Source organism: Paraflavitalea sp. CAU 1676 (assembly GCF_029223285.1).
Classification (GTDB): domain Bacteria; phylum Bacteroidota; class Bacteroidia; order Chitinophagales; family Chitinophagaceae; genus Paraflavitalea.
The window spans coordinates 127,747-151,831 of the sequence record NZ_JARHUJ010000007.1 but is presented as its reverse complement, the minus strand read 5'-3'; the positions used below and the strand labels follow the sequence as shown (position 1 = coordinate 151,831).

Here is a 24,085-nt window from a genome sequence, read left to right as displayed (position 1 = left end):
TATGGAAAGAAAGCGATTTATAAAGACCCTTGCTATTTTCACTATGGCTCCAATGCTGGTTTTAGATGCATGTAAAGAGGGTAATAAAAACAATACGGAACAGCAGGCTAAGGCGGCTCAGACATATACCTGTCCCATGCATCCGCAGATCGTCCAAAACAAACCGGGAACCTGCCCAATCTGTGGGATGGACCTGGTGCCCTTTGATAAGAATAATAAAGATGCTTTCCTGACCCTTAGTGAAAGCCAGGTATCACTGGCTAATGTAAGTACCATGACAATCGGTGCTGGTGCATTGTCCAATGTAAAGCAGTTGAATGGCAGGCTTGCAACAGATCCCGAAAAAACTGTTGTCATATCTACGCGAGTGCCAGGCAGGATTGAAACATTGTATGTGCGGGAAACAGGTGTGAAAGTAAATAAAGGCCAACCCTTGTATAAAATTTACTCTGAACAGCTCGCCACTTTACAACAGGAATACTTATTATCCGCCGCACAGGCTCGGCAATTCCCGGAAGATGCGCGGTTTCAACAAATAGAAAAAGCCGCCAGACAAAAACTGGTGCTGTATGATCAATCAGATGCACAAATCAACCAGTTACTTCAGGCACAAAAGATAAGCCCTTATGTAACTTATTATGCGCCCAGCAGCGGTACCGTTGCTGAACTCTTCATTACAGCAGGACAATATACCGCAGAAGGTGGTGCTGTTATGAAACTTGAAGGTTATGGTGAATTATGGGTGGAGGCGGATATATACCCTTCCGAAGCAGCCGCTATCCGTGTGAACCAGGCCGTTCAGGTAATTGTAGCCGGTTGGGAAAACAAGCCACAAACCATGATCGTTCAATTTATCAATCCTTCCCTGCAAGGCGGCAGCCAGCTATTACAGGTGCGTGGTACCATTGTCAATCCCGGCAATCAGTGGCAACCTGGGCAACAGGTGAATATCCTTTTACCGGTTAAAGCAAAAACAGATGCCCTTACCCTGCCTGTAGATGCGGTGATCAGGGACGGAAAGGGAACCCATGTTTGGATCGAAACAGCTAAAGGGAGATTTGAACCACGTAAGGTGACTACTGGCATGGAGAATTTTGAATCGGTGGAAATCACTGAAGGACTACAAACAGGTGATAAAGTGGTTATCAGCGGTGCTTATTTGTTGTATAGCGAATATGTATTGAAGAAAGGCACTGATCCCATGGCAACACATCAACATTAACGTTACCCGAATATTTACCTAAAAATTAAAAACATGAAACAGTTACTGAAATCAGCTATTCCTGTATTGTCTGTAATCCTTTTTGCCGCTTGCGGTGATGGAAATACCGTTGGAGATACCGATAAAAAAGATAGCGCAAACCACACAGACCATGATCAGATGAAAATGGAAGAAGGCAAAACTTCCTCAGCATCTGTAAAGCTAAAAGATGACAAACTCAATGCCGTTTATCAGCATTATGTACACCTGACAACTGCTCTGACAAATGGTGATATGGCAGAAGCCAAAGTTGCCAGCAATGCGATCGAAGCAGGAGCAAAAGAGGTTCCAGGTGCAGAAGCCGTTGCCTCCAATGCTGCAAAAATTACCGCAGCTACCGATATTGAAGTGCAAAGAACTGCTTATGCTACTTTGAGCAATGATTTTATCACCCTTGTAAAAAAATCAGGTCTTAATTCCGGTGAACTGTATGTGGATTATTGCCCGATGGCTTTGAATGATAAGGGAGCATCCTGGATCAGCCCTAACAAAGAAATAAAAAATCCTTACTTCGGCGAAAAAATGATGACCTGCGGCGAGGTAAAAGAAACTATTAAATAAACGTCCTACTACTAAACAGCATTCAATATGTTTCAATCAACTTTCGTATTCAGGCTCTCGCTGGTAGTTATATTACTGGCCGGAGCCTTGGAATTACAGGCACAAAAAGAAGCAGTTTGTTACAACCCCAACCTGCTGAAAGATACAACCAAACGAAGTATCAAATCGGCTGCTTTTGGAATGATCGGCCAGGATTCTGTTAAAATCAATTATCATTCACCGGGCGTAAGAGGCAGGATAATATGGGGTGGCCTGGTACCCTACGATGAGGTATGGGTGACCGGCGCTCATGACGCGACCACCCTTGAAATCGGGCACCCCTTTGTTGTGGGCGGAAAAGAAATCCCTGCAGGCAAGTACGCTCTTTTTACCATTCCTGGTAAAAAAGAATGGACAGTGATTATCAATACAAAATGGCAACAACACCTTGCCACAGAATATGACCAGCAAGAAGATGTAATACGGATTAAGGTCAAACCGGTAAAGCATGCGTTGACTGAACGACTGCAGTATTTTGTAGAACCAGGAAAGAATAGAACCGGCAGAATTGCTGTAGCCTGGGAAAAATTACGCATTGAATTTCCCATCACCGTCAGAGGATAGTGCATAGGTCGTCGATTATCCACCATAAAAGAGCCGATTATGAATCATGAACATCACCATCATCATGCCGACCCGAATACCGGACAAGCGCATGAACGTCGTGCACATGCAGAAAATCAGCAGACCGATAACCAACGGCATAAGGAAACTAACCCTCAGATGAACGATGAACATGCAGGCCATCATACGGAAGGTTTTTTGAAACGGTTCTGGATTTGCCTGGTTGTTACCATTCCTGTTTTGCTGTTATCGCACATGATTCAGCAATGGTTGGGCTTTACGTTCACCTTTGCAGGAGATAAATATGTATTGTTGGGTTTAAGCAGTATTATCTTCTTTTATGGAGGCTGGCCCTTCCTGGTTGGACTGGTTCGGGAACTAAAATGGGGCAATCCAGGCATGATGACACTGGTGGCTGTTGCGATAACAACCGCTTATGTGTACAGCGTAGCTGTTGTTTTTGGTTTACCCGGAATGGATTTCTTTTGGGAACTGGCCACCCTGATTGACATTATGCTATTAGGCCATTGGCTGGAAATGAAATCGCAAATGGCTGCCTCCCAGGCTTTGGAATCACTGGTAGCCTTGTTACCTGCAGTTGTTCATGTGGAACGGGACGGATCGGTTACAGATATTCCATTAAAGGAACTGGAGAATAAGAATGTCGTTGTTGTAAAGCCCGGCGAAAAAATTCCTGCCGATGGCCATATACTGGAAGGCAGCTCTTACGTAAATGAAAGTATGTTGACAGGGGAAAGTGTGCCGGTAAAGAAAGAAAAACACGACAAAGTAATCGGAGGAGCCGTCAACGGGGATGGCGTTTTAAAGGTAGAGGTAACCGGTGCGGGCAGCGATAGTTATCTCAACAAGGTGATTAACATGGTGCAGTCGGCACAAGGCACCAAATCCAAAACCCAAAACCTGGCTAACAAGGTCGCCAAATGGTTGACCATTGTATCCATCACCATAGGAATCATAACTTTTATTGCCTGGCTCTCTGCAGGCAGAGAGTTGTCTTTTGCCCTGGAAAGAATGGTGACAGTGATGGTAACGGCTTGTCCCCATGCCCTCGGGGTGGCCATTCCTTTGGTGGTAGCTATTTCCACTACCTTATCTGCTGTTCATGGCTTGCTGATCCGTAACCGTACCGCCTTTGAAAATGCACGAAAGCTAACGACCATCATTTTTGATAAGACGGGGACCCTGACCAAGGGTTCCCATGAGGTGCAACTGGTTATTTCACTTAATGACCAGTTTACTCCCGACCAGCTTTTGCAATATGCAGCAGCCATCCAACAAAACTCAGAGCACCATATCGCTCATGGGATCATACGCCGGTTGACACAGCAAAAACTGGAACTATGGAAATCCAATGACTTCCAGTACATGCAGGGCATGGGAGTCACCGGCATTGTAAACGGCAAAAAAGTGGTGGCTGCGGGCCCCAACTACTTTAAACAACAGAAAACAAGTGTTCCACCGATTTCTGAAGGGATAGATCAGACTACCGATACGGTTATCTTCGTATTGATAGATGATGGTCCAGTTGGCATTATCACCCTGGCAGACAGCATCCGCGAAACAGCCGCAGAAGCCATAGCAACCCTAAAACAAATGAACATTAAGTCTTTCCTGTTAACGGGCGACAATGAAAAGGTGGCCGCTGCAGTAGCACAAAAGCTGCAAATGGATGGTTATCTCGCCAATGTGTTACCCCATGAAAAACAAAGCAAAGTGAAAGAGTTTCAGGATAAAGGAGAGATCGTAGCCATGACTGGTGACGGGGTAAATGATGCGCCGGCGTTGGCCCAAGCAGATGTGGGGATCGCAGTAGGCTCCGGAACAGATGTAGCCGCAGAGACCGCTGATATTATTCTTGTCAACAGTGATCCAAAGGATGTGGTACATATGATAGCTTTTGGTCGCGCTACTTATCGAAAGATGATCCAAAACCTGTTTTGGGCTGTTGGCTACAATGTAATAGCAATACCATTGGCAGCAGGCATACTTTATCCTACATTCATGCTCAGTCCTGCCATGGGTGCGGCACTTATGAGTTTAAGTACCATCATAGTGGCCATCAATGCGAAGTTGCTGCGGATAAACAAATAAATGGGTGTCGCTTTCTCACGACTTTTTGAATTATATATGCTGCAAACATACTGGAGTTTGTAAAGCGATGATTATTCAAATACATTTTGTTCTCAGCGTACTACAACTGGCCCGCGCCACTGGTGGTATCGGCACCGGCTCGGGGAGACGTGGGGCTTATAGGCACAGTTCTCCGTGGGCTGACACCGCCCGCTTCCGGAGGGAACGCGAGGCATAGGAGGAGTACATCGACACCCGGCTACTAAAGGAAAACCATCGCAACTTATCGGGCAATTTTCCACCAGGCAACGCTACCCGGTTTTCTCTCATCGGTGGCCCTTACCAACAAGGTGTCACTATTAGCGAGGTTACCGAATACCTCAATGCCTTTGTCGGTGGACATACCTTGTCTTACATCTACCCATTCAGCTTTGTTATCTTTTACCCGTATTACAAACCTCCGTTCCTGGTTAGTAACGATGGCTGTAGGTGGCACGACAAATGAATTGCCGGTACGTTGCAGTCCCAATTTGACATACGCAAAAGAACCGGCCTTTAGCTCATTGTTTTTATTGTCATACAGGTACTCCCATAATTCGGTACGGGTTTGGGGATCTATGCTTTCGCTTTTTCTCGTTAAGGTTGCCTGGAATAATTTTTCAGGAAAAGCGTCCACGCGGAAGCTGGCCACTTTATTAACGGTACCGGTTGCAACATATAATTCCGGTACTGCTATCCTGAGCCGAAGCCTGTTATTGTGCTGGACGGTCAGTATGGCCTGGTTGTTCCCTACCAGTGTTCCCCGGTCGGCATTGCGGGCAGTGATCACGCCATCAAAAGGTGCCTGCAATACAAGATAACCGGCCACTTCCTGATAGGACCTGGCCAGTTGACGGGAGGCTTCATAGGATGCGCTGTCTGCCAGGTACTGGTTGCGGCTTCGTTCTAAATCCACCGGCGCTACAATACCCGGTGTTTTCGCTTGGGAGGCTTTGTACAAACGTTGAAAAACATCCGCGCTGCTCATGTATTTTGCTTTGGCTGCTTGCAAGGAAGCCTGGAACTCTGCCTGTTTTGTCTGCAACTCCGGCGCTTCAATAATGGCCAGTGTCTGACCACGGTGTACCTTGTCACCCATATCTACTTTCATTTCCCTCACGTACCCCTGCACTCTTGCAAACAGCTCTGCCTTTTCATACGGTAATAGTTCTGCTGTCAACTCTATGTTCCTGGTCACGCTGGTATCATGCAGTAAGAATACAGGTATTGTATCGAGCGCATTGTCTGCCGTTGTAGCTGTTTGTTTCGGGGCATCGTTTGTGCAGCCGGCCAACAGGATTATCATGGATGCAACTACATATCTCATAAGTTCTGAATTGCGTTTCATTGTTCATTAAAGTTTTTGCTTTGCACATCGTCCGGATCAAGGGAGGCCGACACATATGTCCGCTTGCCGGTTGTGAAGTGATAAACCTGCGGGAGAAAAAACAGGACACTAAAAGTAGAGAACACCAGGCCACCAATTACAGCGATCCCGAGCGGTGCAGTCTGGCTTCCGCCTTCGCCCAATCCCAAAGCCATCGGTAACATCCCTGCGATCATAGCCAGGCTGGTCATCAGGATGGGGCGCAGCCTGCTTTCAGCGGCGACCAGGTAAGCAGTGCCATTATCGCCTTCCTTGCGGCGGATCTCTGCCGATGTGATAAACAAAACAGCGTTGGCTATGGCGACGCCGATGGCCATAATACTGCCCATGTAAGATTGGATATTCATAGTCTTACCGGTGAGAAACAGGAAAAGCAATGAACCGGCAATTACCGCCGGAATAACAGACAGTATAACGAAGGCTGTTCGGAAAGACTGAAAGAAAACAGCCATGAGTAAAAAGATCACCACAATAGCAACCAGTAAACCAAACTGCAAGCTGCTTAATGTTTCCTGCAATAATTCCGGTTGTCCGCGCAATAGTACTTTTGAGCCTTTGGGAACGGTTGTGTTACTCATTAAATGCTTTACTTTTTTAAAGGCATTCCCGAGGTCTTCACCCTGTACGTTGGCGGTGATGGTAATATAGCGTTGCTGGTTTAACCGATCGTATTCGCCGGGCACGCTGATGCGTTTCCAGGAAGCCACTTCACTCAGGAGGTGTATATTTTCTTTGTCGGATGAAACCGGGATCATTTCTAATTGTGTGGTAGTATTCATCCGGTATTCCGGGTATTGGACTTGTATTATATAAGCAGTACCGGTAGCCTTGTCGAGCCAGTAAGCGGGCGATGTGAACCGGCTGGAAGAGGTGGCTGCTACGGTGGAACGGACTACCTGGTCTGTTGTTAGATTTAATTGCCCCGCCTTTACCCTGTCAACATCAATTTTGATGGCCGGATAATTAAGTGGGGTAGCAATCTGGATATCCTTTAGAGAATGTATTTGGGAGAGCTGATTGTATAATTGGGTGGCTGTTTTCTTTCCTTCTTCAAGGTTCTTATTCACTACAGCAATTTCTATCGGATTGGATGAACCAAGATTTAATACCTGCTCCGCCAGATCACCCGGTTCAAAGGAAATTTTTGCATTGGGGATCTCTTTAGTAACGGCAGATCTTAATTGTTCCCTAAAATCATCAATGGCAATAGCTCCCTGTTTGAGCTTGATCTTTGTCACCGATTCATGCGGTCCGCCGGTCCATAAGTGAATATAGTTTACTGGAAAACTTGAAGGCTGTGTTCCTACGAAGGCAGAGGTGATCATCACGTTCTCCTTTCCGGCAATATTATTTACCAGTCCCAATAATTTGCGGGTGGCATCTTCGGTACGTTCCATCCGTGTACCTACCGGTAGCCGCAATCTTACCTGGGTTTGTCCTGTATCTGTTTTGGGGAATAATTCCGTTCCAATAAATGAAAACAATAAGACGGCCAGCCCAATGGACGCCGCAATAAAAACGGTTGTCAGTAAACCACCGCGATTTTGTAAACGATTGCCATAGGTTGCATACCTGTTCTTAAAGCGGTTGAACCAACTAATATGTGGGGTTCTTTCTTTAGCACTCAAATGATGCTTCATGAACCAATTGCTAAGTACGGGAACAAAGGTTTGGGACAACAGGAAGGAAGCGATCATGGCAAATCCAACAGCCAGCGATAAAGGCAGGAACATGGCTTTGGGCACGCCGTTCATAAAAAGTGACGGCACAAATACGGCCAGGATGCTTAACAGGATTAGTAGTTTGGGAAGCGCTATTTCTTTGGAGGCATCGGCAATAGCCCTGGCTTTACTCTTGCCCATTTCCATATGCCGGTGAATATTTTCAATGGTCACGGTTGCCTCATCCACCAAAATACCAACGGATAAAGCCAGGCCGCCGAGCGTCATTATATTAATGGTTTGGCCGGCAAGGTATAGCAGGGTTGCGGAGGTAAGCAGGGCCAGCGGAATAGTAAGTACAACAATGAATGCACCTCTTTTGTCACCCAGGAATAAGAGTACCATTAACCCTGTTAAAATAGCGCCAAGACCACCTTCATATAATAAACTTTTCAGCGCATTGATCACATAACCGGATTGGTCAAATTCATACGAGACTTTTATATCCTCCGGGATAGCTGCCTGCATATCGGGCAAAGCAGCTTTCACCCGCTGTACCACATCCCAGGTAGATGCGTCTGCCCGTTTGGTGACAGGTATATAGACGGAACGCTTGCCGTTAATAAGCGCATAGCTGGTGGTTACATCGGAACCCAATGCCACGGTTGCAATATCTTTTACATAAACTGAGGGGCCGCTACCCATTTGTAAAGGCGTGTTTTGCAGCTCCTGCAGGCTTTCGATCACCCCGTTTTGTGGGGTGATATAGGTACTGTCCCCTATGCGTACATTACCAGCCGGAGTAATGGTATTGGTTTTGACCAATGATTGGACCACCTGATCAGGCGTAAGGTGGTAATTCCTTATTTTGTCGGGATCTACTGTGATCAACACTGTTTTCTGGTTGCCACCAAAAGGTGGCGGTGCCGATACACCGGGCAAGGTGGAGAACATAGGCCGCACCCGGAACAAAGCAAGGTCAGATATCTCGCCCAAAGAACGGCTATCGCTGCTGAATACCAGTTGACCCACTGGTACGCTACCTGCATCGAAGCGGGTAATGAAAGGAGGCACGGTGCCAGGAGGCATGAATGCCCTTGACCTGTTTACATATCCCACCACTTCAGCCATAGCCTGGCTCATATCTGTGCCTTCGTTGAACTCTATTTTAATGAGTGCAGCACCCTGTATTGATTTAGAATCTACATATTTTACGCCGGTGATGTACAGAAAGTGGTATTCGTAATAGGAAGTAATAAAACCTTCCATTTGTTCGGGCGACAAGCCCCCATAGGGCTGCGCTACATAAACAGTAGGAAGGCCAAGTTTCGGAAAAACATCAATCTTCGTATTGCGTATGCTCAACCACGAAAAAAATAAGATCGCAATGACCGAAACCAGGATAGTAACAGGATGCCGTAAAGCGGCTATAATTAGCTTCATACAATCAGTTGAATTGATCTAAAAAAATATCCAGGTTTCCTTTTGCTATAGCAATGGCCAAAAATGAACGTGACAGTTGTAACTGAGCGTTGGCCTGGTTCAGTGCTGCTTTCGTTAATTCATACTGGGATTGGTAAAGTCTGGTATAATCAATGAGGCCAGCTTCATAACTCAATTTTAACCCTTCATATACATCAGTAGCTACTTTCAACTGCACGGGTGTTTTAGCGGCTATTTTGGCATCCTGCCGGTATTGCCATTCTGCGGCCTCTATTTGTTTGGAAATATCCAGGCTGGCCTGTGCCAATCTGGCCTCATCGGCTTTGAGTAGGTATTGGTATTGCTTTTTCCGGATATTGATCTTACTGTATTGTAATACCGGCATACTCAACTGTAGCCCAATACCGGCATTGGTCCTTGACAACCTAAAGCCATCGGCTTTGTTCACTTCGCCACTGGCATTTACCCCCGAACCACGGGCATACACATTGCCCCATATATCCAACTGAGGCGCCCATGATCTTTGTATTTCCTTCAAACCTGCTGCTGTGGTGGTTCTTTGGGCTTCGATCGATTGGTACAAGGGGTGGTTTTCGATGGAGGAATTAGCAGCAGGCAGTAACAAGGATCTAAAAACGGTATCGGTTAGTTCAATGCTGTCGGCGGCTGTCATTATACCGGTTAACCTGGTTAGTTCTGTTAGTTTTTGCAGGTATGTTCTTTCTGTTTGCAGGTAGTCTATTTCGGCCTGTGTTATCACGGATTGGAACTGAGCGGTATCAATACCTGGCTTTAACCCATTTTTAGCCAATACCAGCGATTGTTCCAAACCTTTCCGGTTCCTTTCAATGACGGCCTGTGATATGCTGGTAACCTGTTTGAGGTACAGGGCCTCCAGGTATAGATTAAGCGCGCTGTACTGGTATTGAAACAACTGTTCGTTGTAGGCAGCATTAGCCTGCTTATACTGCGCGGTGGCTTTTTCAATCGCTGCATTGCGCTGACCAAAGGTGAAAGGATTCCATTTAATGAGTGCCCCCAATGCTGTGCCGGGAATAAAGTTCAGCTCATTGCTGATGGAGGGTGGACCGCTGATGGGCAAGAGAAAACCGGGATAGCTCATGCCGGTGATGTTATTGAAAGTGGCCATATTGACCTGGTATCCCGCTGTAAGGTCAGGCACCAGGCTGTTTTTGGCTAATGGTATGTTCTCTTTCGAGGCGGCCATTTGCTGCCTGTAGGCTTCCAGCTGGGGCAGGTTGTTCTGTACTTTTTGTAAGGTCTCTTTTATCGACAACCTGATAGGTTGGGCTGAGATTGTTTGAAGACCTGTCAAGAAAAAAAGCGATACGAAATGAAAAATTGCCAGGGGGAAACGATGGGTTCTGCTGCTGTAAGCTGCCATTGCTGATTATAATTTTGGATGCGCTATTGTTTTGTCCAATGACCATCTTCCTCCGCCAGTGATGAGCAGGAAAATGCACCCCAGGAGCATGGCCCAATCTGTACGGCTATCGTGCAACATGGACCAAAACCCGTTATCGGCTAATAATTTAGTTTTGGTCGCCATAATTGCTACGAGCATGATAGTAAGTAGTGGTATGGCTGCAAGCCTGGTGAGCAAGCCTGCCAAAATCAGTGCACCGCATATGATCTCAAAAGTTCCTACAAAGGGACCGAGGAAGTCGGGATTTGGCAGACCAATTTTCGCAAAACGGCCAGCTCCCAATTTATCGGCAAATAAGAATTTTTGTATTCCTTCTGAAAGAAAGACTGCCCCCACCATGAGGCGGATCAAAATAGTAGTTTTTGCTTCGTCGGTTGAAAGCAGTTTTTTAAACATATACTATAGAAGTTGGATAGGTATATACGACAAGCAATGATCATGTGAATCGATCACCAGAATTAGTAGCTGGGTGCAAATATGAGATTATGCCGGACCTTAGTATGGTATATTTGAAAAAAGCCCGGTCCGGGTGTGGGATATATGAAAATAAAGATGTTTTAGCGGTTTATGATCACTAATTACCCGCAGTCTTTCCGGTAGGCTTGCGGTGTTTGTCCTGTAATTCTTTTATAATATTTTACAAAATGGGAGGCATCGGTGAAATCAAGGGTAAAAGCAATCTCAGAAACGGTACTATTGGTGTAGTGCAATAACCGCCTGGCTTCTCCAATAAGGGATTCAGCCAACACTTCTGTAGCAGACTGATTGACGGCCTTGCGGCAGACGGCGTTCAGATTTTGTGGGGTAGTATTCAATAATTCTGCGTAGTGCTGTACGGAATTTTTAACAACCTGCCCGTTGTTCAACAGTTCAAGAAAGGACTGGTATAAGTCTGATCTGATTTCGTCAGGTTTTATAAATGGTTTTGCTACTTCAAGGACTTTTGCAAATAAGGCTTTTAGTAACCCTTCAATGATGTGAAAGGTGCCTCCATTTTGAATTTTATTTTCTTTGCATAGCAATTCAAACAAATGATGGATGGTGTTATTGTCTGCTATGCTCAGGCAATTGTGGCTGCTAAGTTTGGTTAACAGTGATTTTAATACATTATCAAAACTCTTATCAATAAATGCCTTCTTAATAATGGCCACGAAGCCATCGGGTTCGCCTTCCAGATCAAAGTTGTGTACCTGTTCTTTCCGGACAAAGAATATGATTGGAGGTATTACAGGATATTTACGGGAATCAATAGAATGATAGCCACTGCCCGCTGAGAGATAAATGATCTCAAAATAATTGTTGTGTTTGTGAGGGACTGTTTTCCTGATCTCCTTCCTGAATGGAACGATCTTTATGGTTTCGGCAGATTCCGTTTTATCTTTTACCTGTAATTGCTTTGGCATTTTTTAAAGTTCATGGATAAAATGGTACTGGCAAAAATGTAATAATAAGCTGGAGAGAATTCGTTATAGGTCACGCTAAGCACAACAAGATCTGTTCATCTGTATCGGCGGGCATTTTACGGTTCCGTAGCTACAAAATACACAGCAATCTCCTTGCTTGGGCTTTAACAGGGTTTGGCAGTTAGTGCAGGTATAAAAATATTGGCAGGCATCTACCGGCATGGTTTCTTCTTTCTGAAAGCCGCAATGCGGACAAGTGATCGTTGATTCAAGTACGAATGTGGTTTGCATTTTTCTATTTAATTTTTGCCTTCTTCAGTGAACATAATGGTATTTCCAAACGGATCATTAACCGTCATGCAGGGGGCATTCCAAGGTGCCTGCTCGATACCTGGCCGGTTGTATTTATACTTTTTTCCAAGCAGCTCTTTGTGATAATCGCGTACCCCAGTAGTTTCTATATACACCTTAGCACCAGGGCAGCAGTCACCATGATGTTCTGTAAGGTGGAATAGGATCGGCCCTTTTGAAACCTGCATGTAAAGTGGTGCATCATCACTAAAACGATGCTTCCAATCAATGTTGAAGCCAAGCCAATCAACATAAAACTCGACTGTTTTGTCGTAATCAAAAATGCGCAAAACGGGTATTACTTTGGTGTCCATATTGGAAGGATTAATTTGTTTCGCAACATGATTTTCCGCCTTTAGCGCAGGACTTTTCTTTTTCGCAGGATTCGCCAGCAACACAAAGCTCCACTCTCGGCATTTTGCCTTTTCCTACATATTTCTCACCAGCTTTTTGAATTTGTTCCTCTACTTTGTTGTACGCTTCTGTGGTTAGATCCTGATAGGAAGCAATCGAAAGAAATAGGTCGGCGTATATCTTTTCAATATCAGCCTGGAACTGTTTTTCAAAAGATGCTTGTACAAGGCCATCCTTCTTATAACCTTTAATAGTATTTTGGGCAATAATAGTGGCTTCTTCTTTACTTAGTTTATCCACCTCTTTTCCTTTAAACCAGTTTTTGTTATCCGGAAAGGTCCTGGCATGATCAGCCGCTTCGGTAGTAGTCAATGCAATAAGTTCAATATTATGACTGGCACTGACTGCTTTGATGAGGTCTGTTTTTTGCTTTTCTTCAATGTTGGTAGCCCATTTCAGAGCCACTACTGTTCCCTTCCTGTTCAGCCAAGCACTTTCTACTGCCGCCTTATTTTTTTCTAAATCAACTAACAGGAATTTGGCTTTGCTGCCACAACCAATAGATGGGGCTGCGTGGCAAACCAATGGCGCTTCATAAAATGAAACGGCCGTATTTGTTGAACCCATAAGTTCATAATTTTTGACTTTGTACCCAGTTCTACTGATAGCTGCTGCGATCACCTTTATATCAACTTTGGAGGGATCAAAAGTTACCAGGCTGCTTTTAGCGGCGTAAGAGGTTATGTAAGTTATTACTCCGGCTACTTTGGAAAGTTCATTATTGACATGATCTTCGCACCCTTTGCAAGTCATGCCCTGAATGGTGAATTTGGCCTGTTGTTTATCTTCCACTGCTGCAATGGCCATCGCTTGCCTTTTGGGTTGGGGATAAAATACTTTGGCATACAGAGGAAAGGTCATCATCAGGATAGCAAAAAGGGTGATCATCCCTAAAAATCCTTTTGACTGTGAAAAGGATGTTCTTTTTGTCGTTTCGCAATTGCAATCCGCTGGTGAGGTTTTGACAGGTCTTAACTGTTGAAACCAGGCAAAGGCAAGTACGATAATTGACAAGCCGATCAGGTAAGGTCTTGCCGGCTCCAACCATGAGAAGTTGGCTGCAAGGCTGCTGCTGCCGGCAAGTATGGCTATCACCGGGGTAATGCAGCAGAGTGAAGCGGCAATAGCTGAAAGCAGGCCGGTTCCTATAACAGCACCGGATGTCTTTGCTTTGTTCATGGCGTTTCCAATTTTTCGGTTTCTTTGTTGATATGTTTAAAGAAGGGCTTTACTATTTTCAGGTTTTCCTGGGTAAGTGAGTAGTAGATAGTCTGTCCCTCCTTTCTGGTATGAACAATCCCGCCGTCTTTGAGTTTTCTTAAATGCTGAGATATGGCAGGAATGGTCATGCCTAAAATATCTGACAGATCACAAGGACACAACTCATTTTCTTCCTCCAGTAAATAAAGGATTTTCAAACGCACCTCATTGCCAGCCAATGTGAGCACATTAGATAGGCTGCTAAATGTTTTTTGGGCAGTTTTGAGCCTGCCTTTGCAAGCCTCAATCTGGACTTGATCAGCATAAAGGCGAACACAGGTATTTTTTTCCATTGACCAAATATAGGAAAGATATTTATTTAAGCAATTGCTTAAATAAGTCCACTCTTATTTCCATTTGCTTGTCGGTAACGATCTAATGTCCGATGAACGTTTAACGGCATAAATTTTCAGGTTTCTATTGATAATCCGCTACTTATTGAAGTTTGGACCAATAGAATTATGTTGACGTAAGCACTGTAAATATTGAACATTCTCGATGAAAATGACCAATATTTGAACATATTCTCATAATGCCTAATTTTAAGTTCGAATTTTTGCAATAAAATTCTATATTTTTGCGCCATGCGATTTGCGGCTTTCATATTGTCTATTATTGTTCTGTCGCTTAGCTGTATGCCATGCGCAGATGATGCTCTTTCCATGAAAGCCGACAAAGGCATAGCCACCACAAAATCGGCCGCACATCAAAACGACAAAGTTCATACTGATGCCTGTTCTCCTTTTTGTCAATGTGCCTGTTGCGCCGGTGTTACATTCATATATGTATTTTCTGTGTCAGTAACTCCAGGTGGATACTCTTCTTTTCATTATTCAGATTTTTCTCAGTCCGAGGTTCTCGAGATTTCTCTCCCTATCTGGCAACCCCCGCAATTAGTTTCTTAAGAAGTTCATCTTCTTCTGTGCATTGATCATGCACTTACTATTTTATTGTCACATCATGTAAAATGGGGTTATGGCTAGAAAGAAGTCATCCACCCGCAAAAAGCTAGTTTACGGGAAAATTAAGAATCCTGTAAAGCCCAAATGGATGCGGGTTGTCAGAATCATTGCAATAATTCTGCTTAGCATTTTTATGTTAATGGCTACCGCAGGAGTAATGATTAAATACTATCGTCTTATATCAAACCATAAATAGGAATATGCTGAATAGAATCATTTCATTTTCTATAAAAAACAAACTCATCATTGGCATTCTCACCATCGCCCTTATTGCGTGGGGTTTATGGAGTGCCTCACGGTTGCCCATTGATGCAGTTCCGGATATTACGAACAACCAGGTGCAGGTGATTACTGTCGCACCTTCACAATCTGCTTTGGATATCGAACGGCTGGTTACTTTTCCTGTGGAACAAACAATGGCGACTATTCCGGGCATCGAGGAAATGCGCAGTTTTTCCCGTTTTGGGTTGTCAGTTGTAACTATTGTTTTTAAGGATGATATTGATGTGTATTGGGCGCGGCAACAGGCGAATGAACGATTGAATGAGGCCCAAAAACTGATACCGCCAGGTGTCGGAGCACCATCGCTTGCACCTGTAACTACAGGCTTGGGTGAAATATATCAATACATCATTCGCCCTAAAAAGGGGTTTGAAAATAAATATACCCCTGCAGATCTGCGTACTATGCAGGATTGGATTGTGCGTCGCCAATTGTTGGGCGTTGGGGGGGTGGCCGATGTCGCCAGCTTCGGAGGTTACCTGAAGCAGTATGAAATTGCTATTGATCCTGACAGGCTGCGCAGCTACAACTTGGGTGTAGCTGACCTATTTGCTGCGCTGGAAAAAAACAATCAAAATACAGGGGGCGCCTACATTGATAAAAAGCCGAATGCTTATTTTATCCGTAGCGAAGGATTAATTGGCTCCACTGCCGACATTGGTAAAATTGTTATTAAAAATACTCCTCAGGGAATTCCGGTATTAATCAGGGATGTAGCGACTATTGGATTTGGCCATGCTACACGTTACGGCGCTATGACGTATAATGATAAAGGTGAAGTAGTAGGTGCAATAGCACTGATGCTGAAAGGTGAAAATTCAAGTGCTGTAGTAAACAGGGTTAAAGAACGAATGAAGCAAATTGAAAAGACTTTGCCAGAAGGGGTGGAAATAGATGCTTTCCTTGACAGAAGTGAATTAGTAGGCAGGGCCATTGGCACAGTCGAAACCAACCTTATTGAAGGGGCATTAATTGTAATTTTTGTATTGGTACTTTTTCTTGGCAATTTCAGGGCAGGTTTGATTGTTGCCTCGGTTATCCCGCTTGCTATGCTATTTGCTGTTGCTATGATGCGGGTATTTGGCGTAAGCGGTAACCTAATGAGCCTCGGAGCAATAGATTTTGGTTTGATCGTAGATGGTGCGGTAATTATCGTTGAAGCTACCATGCATCATTTAGGGTTACGCAAAAACAAACAACAATTATCGCAGGCCCAAATGGATGCCGAAGTTTTTGAATCTGCCTCTAAGATCCGGAATTCAGCGGCATTTGGTGAGATCATCATTCTTATTGTTTACCTGCCCATTCTGGCATTGGTCGGTGTAGAAGGAAAAATGTTTAAGCCAATGGCGCAAACTGTTGCCTTTGCTATTCTTGGCGCCTTTTTATTATCACTTACCTATGTACCCATGATGTGTGCCACATTCCTTAATAAGAAAATGCAGCACAAGAGAAATTTTTCTGATAGAATGATGGAATTCTTCCAGCGAATGTACACCCCATTAATAAAAGGAGCTTTAAAGAAAAAATTCCTGATAGTATTCATTTCAGTGGTGATGTTTGTTGTAAGCCTGCTCCTATTTATGAGAATGGGAGGGGAGTTTTTACCCACACTGGAAGAAGGTGATTTTGCGGTTGAAACAAGAGTGTTGACAGGAAGCAGTTTATCGCAAACGGTAGAAGCTACTACTAAAGGCGCAGCGATTTTATTAAGAGAATACCCGGATGAGGTGATAGAAGTGGTAGGCAAAATAGGGTCATCAGAAATTCCTACCGATCCCATGCCCATTGAAGCAGCGGATATGATGGTGATTTTAAAACCTAAAAAAGAATGGAAAAAGGCACATAATCGGGAAGAACTGGCAGAGATGATGACAGAATCATTGGAAGCTATTCCGGGAGTAACATTTGGTTTTCAGCAACCGATACAAATGCGGTTTAATGAACTGATGACAGGGGTACGACAAGATGTGGCCGTAAAAATATACGGGGAAGATTTGGAAATATTGGCGGATTTAGCCAACCAGGTTGGTAAAATATCTTCCGGTGTACAGGGTGCAAGAGATATTTATGTAGAACAGGTCACTGGCCTGCCTCAAATCGTCATAAATATCAACCGGGACGAAATAGCCAAATATGGGTTAGATATTAAAAGTATTAATCAAACAATCAATGCTGCTTTTGCTGGGCAATCGGCGGGAATGATATTTGAAGGAGAAAAACGTTTTGAATTAGTGCTCAGGTTAAACCGGGAAAACCGTGAAAAATTAGATGACGTACGGAACTTGTATATAACTACTCCTAACGGCAACCAGGTGCCGTTGCAACAAATTGCCGATGTTAATTTCAGGGTTGGCCCCAACCAGATACAGCGGGAAGATGCCAAACGGAGGATCATTGTCGGTTTTAACACGAGGGGCAGGGATGTAAGCAGTATTGTAAAAGAGCTAAAAGAGAAAATTTCCACACAGGTAAAAATGCCGCCAGGTTATTTTGCTACTTATGGCGGCCAATTTGAGAATCTGCAGCAGGCGAATGCAAGACTCTCAATAGCAGTTCCGGTTGCTTTATTACTCATTTTCCTGCTATTATTCTTTACCTTCAATTCGCTCAAACAAGCTGCATTGATATTTACCGCCATCCCCATGGCAGCCATTGGTGGCGTGTTGGCTTTGCTGATTCGCGAAATGCCGTTTAGTATTTCCGCAGGAGTAGGCTTTATTGCGTTGTTTGGCGTAGCTGTACTCAACGGGATTGTGTTGATCGCCGAATTTAACAGGTTGAAACAAGAAGGTATTTCTGACTTAAACGAAATTATTCTTAAAGGGACCAAAATCCGGTTAAGACCCGTACTGATGACTGCTGCGGTTGCTTCGCTCGGTTTTTTGCCAATGGCACTAGCTACAAGCGCCGGTGCAGAAGTTCAAAAACCTTTGGCTACGGTTGTAATTGGCGGGTTGATTACTTCCACGTTTCTTACCCTGATAGTATTACCCTGTTTATATATCTATTTTGAAAAAACAAAATTCAAAAGAGTGAACCCGAATAAGCTTTCACTTTTTTTTATTTTGCTATTGATGCTTTTTGTTGCAACGACTAAAGCACAGCAATCACACCCCATTACACTGGAGCAGGCCGTTCAGCAGGCATTAGCCCAAAATAAACTGATACAGTCTGCCGAACTGGAAAAGCAATACCAGCGTCAGTTAAAGTCAGCGGTGGGTTATATTGGCAAAACTGATTTCAGCGCAATGATCGGTCAGTACAATAGCTATAAATGGGGCGATAATAATTTTTCTGTCTCGCAGAATATTCCCAATCCAAAAACCTTTTCCACGCAAAGAGCGTTGGGAGATGCCCTGATTGGCTCGGCTGATGCCCGGAAAATAATGATGGTGAATGAACTGACCTGGAATGTAAAGCAGGTATATTATGAATTGCTTTTCCTGTACAATAAAGAAAGACTCTTACAACAGCAGGACAGTATTTATACTGAGTTTCTGAAAGCTGCAGAATTACGTTTCAAAACAGGGGAAACAAAACTTCTGGAAAAGACAACTGCTGAAACGCAGTTGAATGAAATCAGGAATTTGTTGAAACAGAACGGGGCCGATATACAATCATCTTACTATTCCTTGCAGCAATTGACAGGAAGCGATGAGCCGGTAAGCATTGTAAAAGATAGTCTGCGGGAAAGAGGCTTAACCATAATAAACGACACAGCTTCTGTTTCCAATAATCCGTTTTTGGCTTACCTGAAACAGCAGATACAGGTAGCCTCAAAAGAAAGGGAAGTATTTGCCGCACAAAAGCTGCCAGATTTTACATTAGGATATTTTAATCAAAGCTTAATTGGAAATCCCCTGAATGGCAGTGGAACAAAATTGGCAACCGCAGGAGATCGTTTTATGGGTTTTAATGCGGGTATAGCCATTTCCATTTTCAATAAACCGTTGAGGGCAAAGGTCAAAGCCGCAGAAATAAACACGCACGTAGCAGAAACTCAACTAAGCTATAATCAAGGCTTGTTGAAAAGTGAATGGAAGCAGGCTGCAGAAGAATATCAAAAATATAAAAGCAGCGTTGAGTACTACAAAACATCTGCTATACCTAATGCCAATTTAATTTTGTATCAGGCAAGAAGGGGGTACCAGGAAGGAGATGCCGATTATGCAGAATATTTGCTTGCTACCCGCAATGCCCTGCAGATAAAGGAAAATTACCTGCAAACAATTAACCAGTTAAATCAAAGTGTCATCCGGTTAGAATACCTGGCCGGTAATCAGTAAAAAGATATTAAATGGACTTTAAAATGAAAACAATACAAGGAATGAAATTTAGTATCATAGTGTTTGCAGCAATATCATTGTTTGCTTCCTGTGGAAGCAGCGGCAAGCCATCCAACATAGAATCAAAGGAAGAAGAAAAATATGAAGAAGAAGGTTCAGAAGTAATACTGACAGAGGCTCAGTTCAAAACTGCAGGCATCAGTTTTGGTGTTATAGAATCTAAACAAATCAGCGGAACGTTTAAAGCCAATGGTGTATTGGATGTTCCTCCGCAAAATAAGGTCAGCATTTCAGTAGCAATGGGAGGCTTTCTTAAACAGACGAGCTTGCTGGAAGGCAAGAGGGTAAGAAAAGGTGAAATGATCGCAGTAATTGAAAATCCTGAATATGTGGGGATGCAACAGGATTATCTGGAAGCAAAAAGCCAGTTGGAATATGCTAAAGCAGACTACGGGCGACAGCAGGAACTGGGAAAAGAGAACATCAACGCTCAAAAAACGCTGCAACAGTCCAAAGCCAGTTTTCAAACATTGAGTGCAAAAGTGAATGGATTGAAAGAAAAGATAAAAGTTTCTGGACTTAGTTTGACTGCCGTAGAAAATGGCAATATCCAGTCTTCCATCAACATTTATTCTCCTATCAACGGCTTTGTTACAGAGATAAATGCCAATATCGGCAAGTTTGTAAATCCAACAGATGTGCTGTTTGAAATTGTAGATACAGAACATTTGCATGCTGAATTAACAGTATTTGAAAAAGACGTTCCAAAATTAGAGATTGGGCAAAAAGTCCGTTTCACACTCGCAAATGAAACTACGGAGCGTATTGCTAAAGTTTACCTGATTGGCCGCGAAATAGGCGCCGATCGCACCGTCCGTATTCATTGTCATATTGAGAAGGAAGATATACATTTGTTGCCCGGTATGTACCTGAAAGCTGTTGTGGAAACAGGCCAAATGCAGGTTCCGGCTCTACCTGATGAGGCAATTGTTGACTACCAGGGCCAGAAATATATATTCGTTGCTTCAGATAGAAAAGAGAAAACTGATACCATTAATAGAAAAGAGGGCGGTGAGTCGGAATATCACTTTGAAATGATTGCTATTCAACTCGGTAACAGTGATGTTGGTTATGCAGAAGTGATATTGCCGGAGGGAGTTGACAAAGCAAAAATTGTTGTCAAAGGTGCTTATTCCTTATTAAGCAAAATGAAGAATAGTGAGGAAGAAGGTGAACACCATTGATTATAAAATATAGTAAAACTGATATGAGTACTAGGGAATAGGTTTTAAAGATTCGGCGACTCGTTTCAGTGACTAATATTTTTCATTCGCCATTTTGAGAATTTGTAATTGCTGCTGCTAGAGCGTCGCAACAATAATGTAATTCTGACAACTTCAAAATGCAGGCAAATGATACAACGTCTGATCAGCGCATTTTTGCTAAGCGTCGGTTATGTTGTTATCTCCAACCACTGGCATCTACTAGTTACGATTGGCAAAAGTGAAAAATGGAGCCAGCTGCTGACTTTAAGGTCTACGCTGATTATAGGCTTTGCACACATAGCCAGCACTATTCTTGTTGGTCTAATCGTAGGCTGGATGGGATTGCAAGTAGCCATCCGCTATCATTCACTTTTTGAAATTGTGGCTCCTTTAGTGCTTATTGCCTTAGGCATAGTTTATATCATCATTCATTTGAAGATGGTCAATCGCCATCACCATGATAACCAGGTAGAAAGAATGAACAGAACTTCTGTTACGGCATTCATTATATCTCTTGCTGTCAGGATGTTTTTCCCTCCCTGGATTAAATTGGAATCGTCTTACTTAAAAGCCGGGAAGTTTGGCTGGCAGAGAATCTACAGCGTATCAATAATAGTCATAATAGTAACTGTAAGCATGATATTTCAACTTGTCTATCTCGCTTTAAAAGGGATTGATAAATTTAAATTTTGCTAATTAGAGCATAATTAACGGCTTGGCATTGGCCTGATACTGACTGGCGTGTTAGTCGTATTTATTTAATACAGTAAAATATTCTTATGGAAAAGGTAAAGATTGATCTTGATATCGTTTTGCCAAAGATTCCAGATGAAAAGGATGCTTGTGTTGAACGCCTTATCTCATCAATGGAAAGACAGAGAGGAATTGAGAAAGCACATTTAGTCCCCGGCAAAGTGAATAACGAAGTACAGCTTTGCTTTCATTATTACCCGGATAAAATTTCTATTGAAAGAGTAGAACAGTTAGCCAAAGAAGCAGGTGCAGAAATTACAAATCAATACAGTCATCTTTTATTAAACGTGGAAGGAATAAGGCATCCACGTCATGCAAGGCTTTTAGAAAAAAAGATCAGTAGCATGCCTGGTCTGGAGAATATTTCTGTTTCCGGAAATGGTTTCATAAGGATTGAATTTGATCTTTCAAAAACAAATGGAGAAGATGTCATCAAAAACATTAAAAAAAATGGTTTGCGGTTTACGAATGTAGATGAGCCTCATGGTCATGAGCGTGTGCAGAAAAACGAGCATGGACATGGTGGAAAAAAAGAAGATGACCAGGAGCATACACATGGCGGCATCTTTGGAAAAAATACGGAACTGATATTTAGTTTTATTTGCGGAGCAATGCTGGGTGGTGGATTTGGTCTTTCCTTTATGCGGGATATGGCTCCCATAGTTCCGCTGTCATTTTATATAGCTGCATACTTTTTTGGGGGCTTTTTTACAACCAAAGAAGCTATCGAAGCTATATCAAAAGGAGATTTTGAAATCGATTTCCTAATGTTGGTAGCGGCCATCGGTGCTGCCATTTTAGGACAATGGGCTGAAGGTGCATTACTGCTTTTTCTATTTAGTTTAGGCCACGCACTGGAACATTTTGCTATGGAGAAAGCCCGGAAATCTATTGCTGCGTTGACAGAGCTTGCACCCAAAACAGCATTGCTAAAAACAGGAGGGATATCAAAAGAAGTAAAGATCGAAGATTTGAAACAAGGCGATGTAATTGTAGTGAAGCCAAATACTAAAGTATCTGCAGATGGAATCGTGGTTAAAGGTAATGGAAGCGTTAATCAGGCGCCTATTACAGGAGAGAGCATCCCGGCGGATAAAGAATCAATTGGAGATACAAGTTTTGACCTAGCTAAAGCGGATAAACTTGATCCTAAATACAGAGTATTTGCGGGCACGATCAATGGAAATGAGTTGCTGGAGGTGAAAGTAAGTAAAGAGGCGAACGATTCCACGCTCTCCAGGCTGGTAAAAATGGTGAATGAAGCACAAACACAAAAGTCGCCCACTCAGCAGTTTACGGATAAGTTTGAAAAATACTTTGTTCCTTCTGTGTTGATTTTGGTTGTTCTCTTGTGCTTTGCGTTCCTTGTAATTGATGAGCCTTTTAGCAAGAGCTTCTACCGGGCAATGTCTGTATTGGTTGCAGCCAGCCCCTGTGCGTTGGCGATTTCCACTCCCAGCGCCGTTTTAAGCGGTGTAGCAAGAGCCGCTAGGGCGGGCGTATTGATAAAAGGTGGCAGGCCGCTGGAAGACTTGGGTACTCTAACAGCAATGGCTTTCGATAAAACTGGAACATTGACCGAAGGAAAACCAAAGCTCACCAAAGTTGTTCCGCTTTCAAATGGCATTACCGAAGTTCAACTATTGAAAATCGTAGTTGCTGTGGAAGCGTTGAGTGATCATCCCCTTGCTAAGGCCATTGTGCGAGATGGTAAAGCGAAACTAGATGGCGAACTTATTCCCGAGGCCCATGATTTGGAGGCAGTTTTAGGTAAAGGCATCAAAGCTGCTCTGGGAAGTGACGAAATTTTTGCTGGTAACCTTGCCTTATACGATTCTCTGGACGACTCAAAGCCTTCAGAAGACATAATAAACACAGTCAGGAAGGCAGAGGAAGAAGGCAATACCTCCATGTTAATCAGAAAGAACAAGGAATATATAGGAATGATTGCCGTTATGGACACGCCAAGACCGGAAGCAAAGGAGGCGTTGCTACAACTAAAACAGGAAGGAATAAAAAAAATGGTTATGCTTACTGGTGACAACCAAAAAGTGGCCGAAGCGATTGCCGCCCAAACTGGTATAACAGAAGCGTGGGGAGGCCTTTTGCCGGAACAAAAGGTAGCTGCCATCATAAAGCTGGCGCAACAGGAAAATAAAGTGGCTATGGTGGGAGATGGGGTTAATGATGCCCCGGCTATGGCAAAAAGTACTGTCGGTATTTCCATGGGGGCAGCAGGAAGTGATGTTGCATTAGAAACGGCAGATATAGCTTTAATGGGCGATAAATTGAATCTCCTGCCCTTTGCTATTGGGTTAAGCAGAAAGGCAAGAAAAATTATTAAACAAAATCTTGTTATTAGCCTTGGGGTTGTGGTATTGCTTATTCCATTGACTATATCAGGTGTGGCCACTATCGGCCCGGCAGTAATTGCTCATGAAGGTTCTACATTGGTAGTGGTCTTCAATGGTTTAAGATTATTGGCTTATAGGGATGAATAAATTTGTTGCTCTTGTCAGTTATTTGAATTCAGTAAGAATACTGGAAGCTACCATTCTCGCTTGAATTACGGCAATAATTGCAACGGTTAAGATGTTAATACCCGCAAAAACA

The 24,085-nt window shown here is 43.4% G+C and carries 17 protein-coding genes; 8 read left to right on the top strand and 9 right to left on the bottom strand.

What is annotated here, in order from left to right; all coding sequences use genetic code 11:
- The first annotated feature begins 1 nt into the window (after position 1).
- The 4 genes from P2H89_RS23015 (at position 2) to P2H89_RS23000 (ending at position 4,537) form a co-directional block, all read left to right on the top strand.
- Positions 2 to 1,222, top strand: coding sequence for an efflux RND transporter periplasmic adaptor subunit (locus P2H89_RS23015; protein WP_275831351.1), 1,221 nt, complete (start codon positions 2 to 4; stop codon positions 1,220 to 1,222).
- 33 nt (positions 1,223 to 1,255) lie between these two features.
- Positions 1,256 to 1,822: a DUF3347 domain-containing protein gene (locus P2H89_RS23010; protein WP_275831350.1), complete on the top strand. Its 567-nt coding sequence runs from the start codon at positions 1,256 to 1,258 to the stop codon at positions 1,820 to 1,822.
- Between the two features lie 87 nt (positions 1,823 to 1,909).
- Positions 1,910 to 2,425, top strand: coding sequence for a DUF2911 domain-containing protein (locus P2H89_RS23005; protein WP_275831348.1), 516 nt, complete (start codon positions 1,910 to 1,912; stop codon positions 2,423 to 2,425).
- A gap of 39 nt (positions 2,426 to 2,464) precedes the next feature.
- Positions 2,465 to 4,537: a copper-translocating P-type ATPase gene (locus P2H89_RS23000; protein WP_275831346.1), complete on the top strand. Its 2,073-nt coding sequence runs from the start codon at positions 2,465 to 2,467 to the stop codon at positions 4,535 to 4,537.
- 262 nt (positions 4,538 to 4,799) lie between these two features.
- Here the strand turns inward: P2H89_RS23000 and P2H89_RS22995 are convergent, their stop codons facing one another.
- The 9 genes from P2H89_RS22995 to P2H89_RS22955 all read right to left on the bottom strand — a co-directional run bounded on the left by P2H89_RS22995 (position 4,800) and on the right by P2H89_RS22955 (position 14,214).
- Positions 4,800 to 5,882, bottom strand: a complete 1,083-nt coding sequence (locus P2H89_RS22995) for an efflux RND transporter periplasmic adaptor subunit (RefSeq protein WP_275831343.1) — start codon at positions 5,880 to 5,882, stop codon at positions 4,800 to 4,802.
- Positions 5,883 to 5,899: 17 nt separating this feature from the next.
- Positions 5,900 to 9,046: an efflux RND transporter permease subunit gene (locus P2H89_RS22990; RefSeq protein WP_275831341.1), complete on the bottom strand. Its 3,147-nt coding sequence runs from the start codon at positions 9,044 to 9,046 to the stop codon at positions 5,900 to 5,902.
- Positions 9,047 to 9,050: 4 nt separating this feature from the next.
- Complete coding sequence (locus P2H89_RS22985) at positions 9,051 to 10,343, bottom strand: TolC family protein (protein ID WP_275831339.1); 1,293 nt, start codon at positions 10,341 to 10,343, stop codon at positions 9,051 to 9,053.
- Positions 10,344 to 10,457: 114 nt separating this feature from the next.
- On the bottom strand, positions 10,458 to 10,889 hold the full coding sequence (locus tag P2H89_RS22980; protein ID WP_275831337.1) for a DoxX family protein: 432 nt from the start codon (positions 10,887 to 10,889) through the stop codon (positions 10,458 to 10,460).
- A gap of 182 nt (positions 10,890 to 11,071) precedes the next feature.
- Complete coding sequence (locus tag P2H89_RS22975; RefSeq protein WP_275831335.1) at positions 11,072 to 11,896, bottom strand: helix-turn-helix transcriptional regulator; 825 nt, start codon at positions 11,894 to 11,896, stop codon at positions 11,072 to 11,074.
- Between the two features lie 75 nt (positions 11,897 to 11,971).
- On the bottom strand, positions 11,972 to 12,187 hold the full coding sequence (locus tag P2H89_RS22970) for a GDCCVxC domain-containing (seleno)protein (RefSeq protein WP_275831333.1): 216 nt from the start codon (positions 12,185 to 12,187) through the stop codon (positions 11,972 to 11,974).
- 8 nt (positions 12,188 to 12,195) lie between these two features.
- Complete coding sequence (locus tag P2H89_RS22965) at positions 12,196 to 12,561, bottom strand: glyoxalase superfamily protein (protein WP_275831331.1); 366 nt, start codon at positions 12,559 to 12,561, stop codon at positions 12,196 to 12,198.
- A gap of 10 nt (positions 12,562 to 12,571) precedes the next feature.
- The gene (gene merTP, locus P2H89_RS22960) at positions 12,572 to 13,840 is read right to left on the bottom strand and encodes a mercuric transport protein MerTP (protein ID WP_275831329.1); all 1,269 of its coding nucleotides are present in this window, start codon (positions 13,838 to 13,840) and stop codon (positions 12,572 to 12,574) included.
- Complete coding sequence (locus P2H89_RS22955) at positions 13,837 to 14,214, bottom strand: metalloregulator ArsR/SmtB family transcription factor (RefSeq protein ID WP_275831327.1); 378 nt, start codon at positions 14,212 to 14,214, stop codon at positions 13,837 to 13,839. The genes merTP and P2H89_RS22955 overlap by 4 nt, the downstream gene beginning before the upstream one ends.
- Before the next feature lie 869 nt (positions 14,215 to 15,083).
- Here P2H89_RS22955 and P2H89_RS22950 point away from each other — a divergent pair.
- The 4 genes from P2H89_RS22950 (at position 15,084) to P2H89_RS22935 (ending at position 23,973) form a co-directional block, all read left to right on the top strand.
- Positions 15,084 to 19,454 carry a CusA/CzcA family heavy metal efflux RND transporter gene (locus P2H89_RS22950; protein ID WP_275831325.1) on the top strand — a complete coding sequence of 1,457 codons (4,371 nt, stop codon included), beginning with the start codon at positions 15,084 to 15,086 and terminating at the stop codon, positions 19,452 to 19,454.
- A 23-nt stretch (positions 19,455 to 19,477) separates the two neighbouring features.
- Positions 19,478 to 20,698, top strand: a complete 1,221-nt coding sequence (locus tag P2H89_RS22945) for an efflux RND transporter periplasmic adaptor subunit (RefSeq protein WP_275831323.1) — start codon at positions 19,478 to 19,480, stop codon at positions 20,696 to 20,698.
- Positions 20,699 to 20,866: 168 nt separating this feature from the next.
- Positions 20,867 to 21,415 (top strand): hypothetical protein, encoded by a 549-nt coding sequence (locus tag P2H89_RS22940; protein ID WP_275831320.1) that lies wholly within the window; start codon positions 20,867 to 20,869, stop codon positions 21,413 to 21,415.
- Positions 21,416 to 21,498: 83 nt separating this feature from the next.
- On the top strand, positions 21,499 to 23,973 hold the full coding sequence (locus tag P2H89_RS22935) for a heavy metal translocating P-type ATPase (protein ID WP_275831318.1): 2,475 nt from the start codon (positions 21,499 to 21,501) through the stop codon (positions 23,971 to 23,973).
- Positions 23,974 to 24,085: the final 112 nt, after the last annotated feature.

Excerpts from the sequence above, each read along its gene's own strand:
- P2H89_RS22940 (WP_275831320.1), top strand. The coding sequence starts at position 20,867 with ATGATACAACGTCTGATCAGCGCATTTTTGCTAAGCGTCGGTTATGTT.
- P2H89_RS22980 (WP_275831337.1), bottom strand. The coding sequence starts at position 10,889 with ATGTTTAAAAAACTGCTTTCAACCGACGAAGCAAAAACTACTATTTTG.
- P2H89_RS23015 (WP_275831351.1), top strand. The coding sequence starts at position 2 with ATGGAAAGAAAGCGATTTATAAAGACCCTTGCTATTTTCACTATGGCT.
- P2H89_RS22975 (WP_275831335.1), bottom strand. The coding sequence starts at position 11,896 with ATGCCAAAGCAATTACAGGTAAAAGATAAAACGGAATCTGCCGAAACC.
- P2H89_RS22970 (WP_275831333.1), bottom strand. The coding sequence starts at position 12,187 with ATGCAAACCACATTCGTACTTGAATCAACGATCACTTGTCCGCATTGC.
- P2H89_RS22965 (WP_275831331.1), bottom strand. The coding sequence starts at position 12,561 with ATGGACACCAAAGTAATACCCGTTTTGCGCATTTTTGATTACGACAAA.
- P2H89_RS22950 (WP_275831325.1), top strand. The coding sequence starts at position 15,084 with ATGCTGAATAGAATCATTTCATTTTCTATAAAAAACAAACTCATCATT.
- P2H89_RS22935 (WP_275831318.1), top strand. The coding sequence starts at position 21,499 with ATGGAAAAGGTAAAGATTGATCTTGATATCGTTTTGCCAAAGATTCCA.
- merTP (WP_275831329.1), bottom strand. The coding sequence starts at position 13,840 with ATGAACAAAGCAAAGACATCCGGTGCTGTTATAGGAACCGGCCTGCTT.
- P2H89_RS23010 (WP_275831350.1), top strand. The coding sequence starts at position 1,256 with ATGAAACAGTTACTGAAATCAGCTATTCCTGTATTGTCTGTAATCCTT.
- P2H89_RS22990 (WP_275831341.1), bottom strand. The coding sequence starts at position 9,046 with ATGAAGCTAATTATAGCCGCTTTACGGCATCCTGTTACTATCCTGGTT.
- P2H89_RS22995 (WP_275831343.1), bottom strand. The coding sequence starts at position 5,882 with ATGAGATATGTAGTTGCATCCATGATAATCCTGTTGGCCGGCTGCACA.
- P2H89_RS22945 (WP_275831323.1), top strand. The coding sequence starts at position 19,478 with ATGAAAACAATACAAGGAATGAAATTTAGTATCATAGTGTTTGCAGCA.
- P2H89_RS23000 (WP_275831346.1), top strand. The coding sequence starts at position 2,465 with ATGAATCATGAACATCACCATCATCATGCCGACCCGAATACCGGACAA.
- P2H89_RS22955 (WP_275831327.1), bottom strand. The coding sequence starts at position 14,214 with ATGGAAAAAAATACCTGTGTTCGCCTTTATGCTGATCAAGTCCAGATT.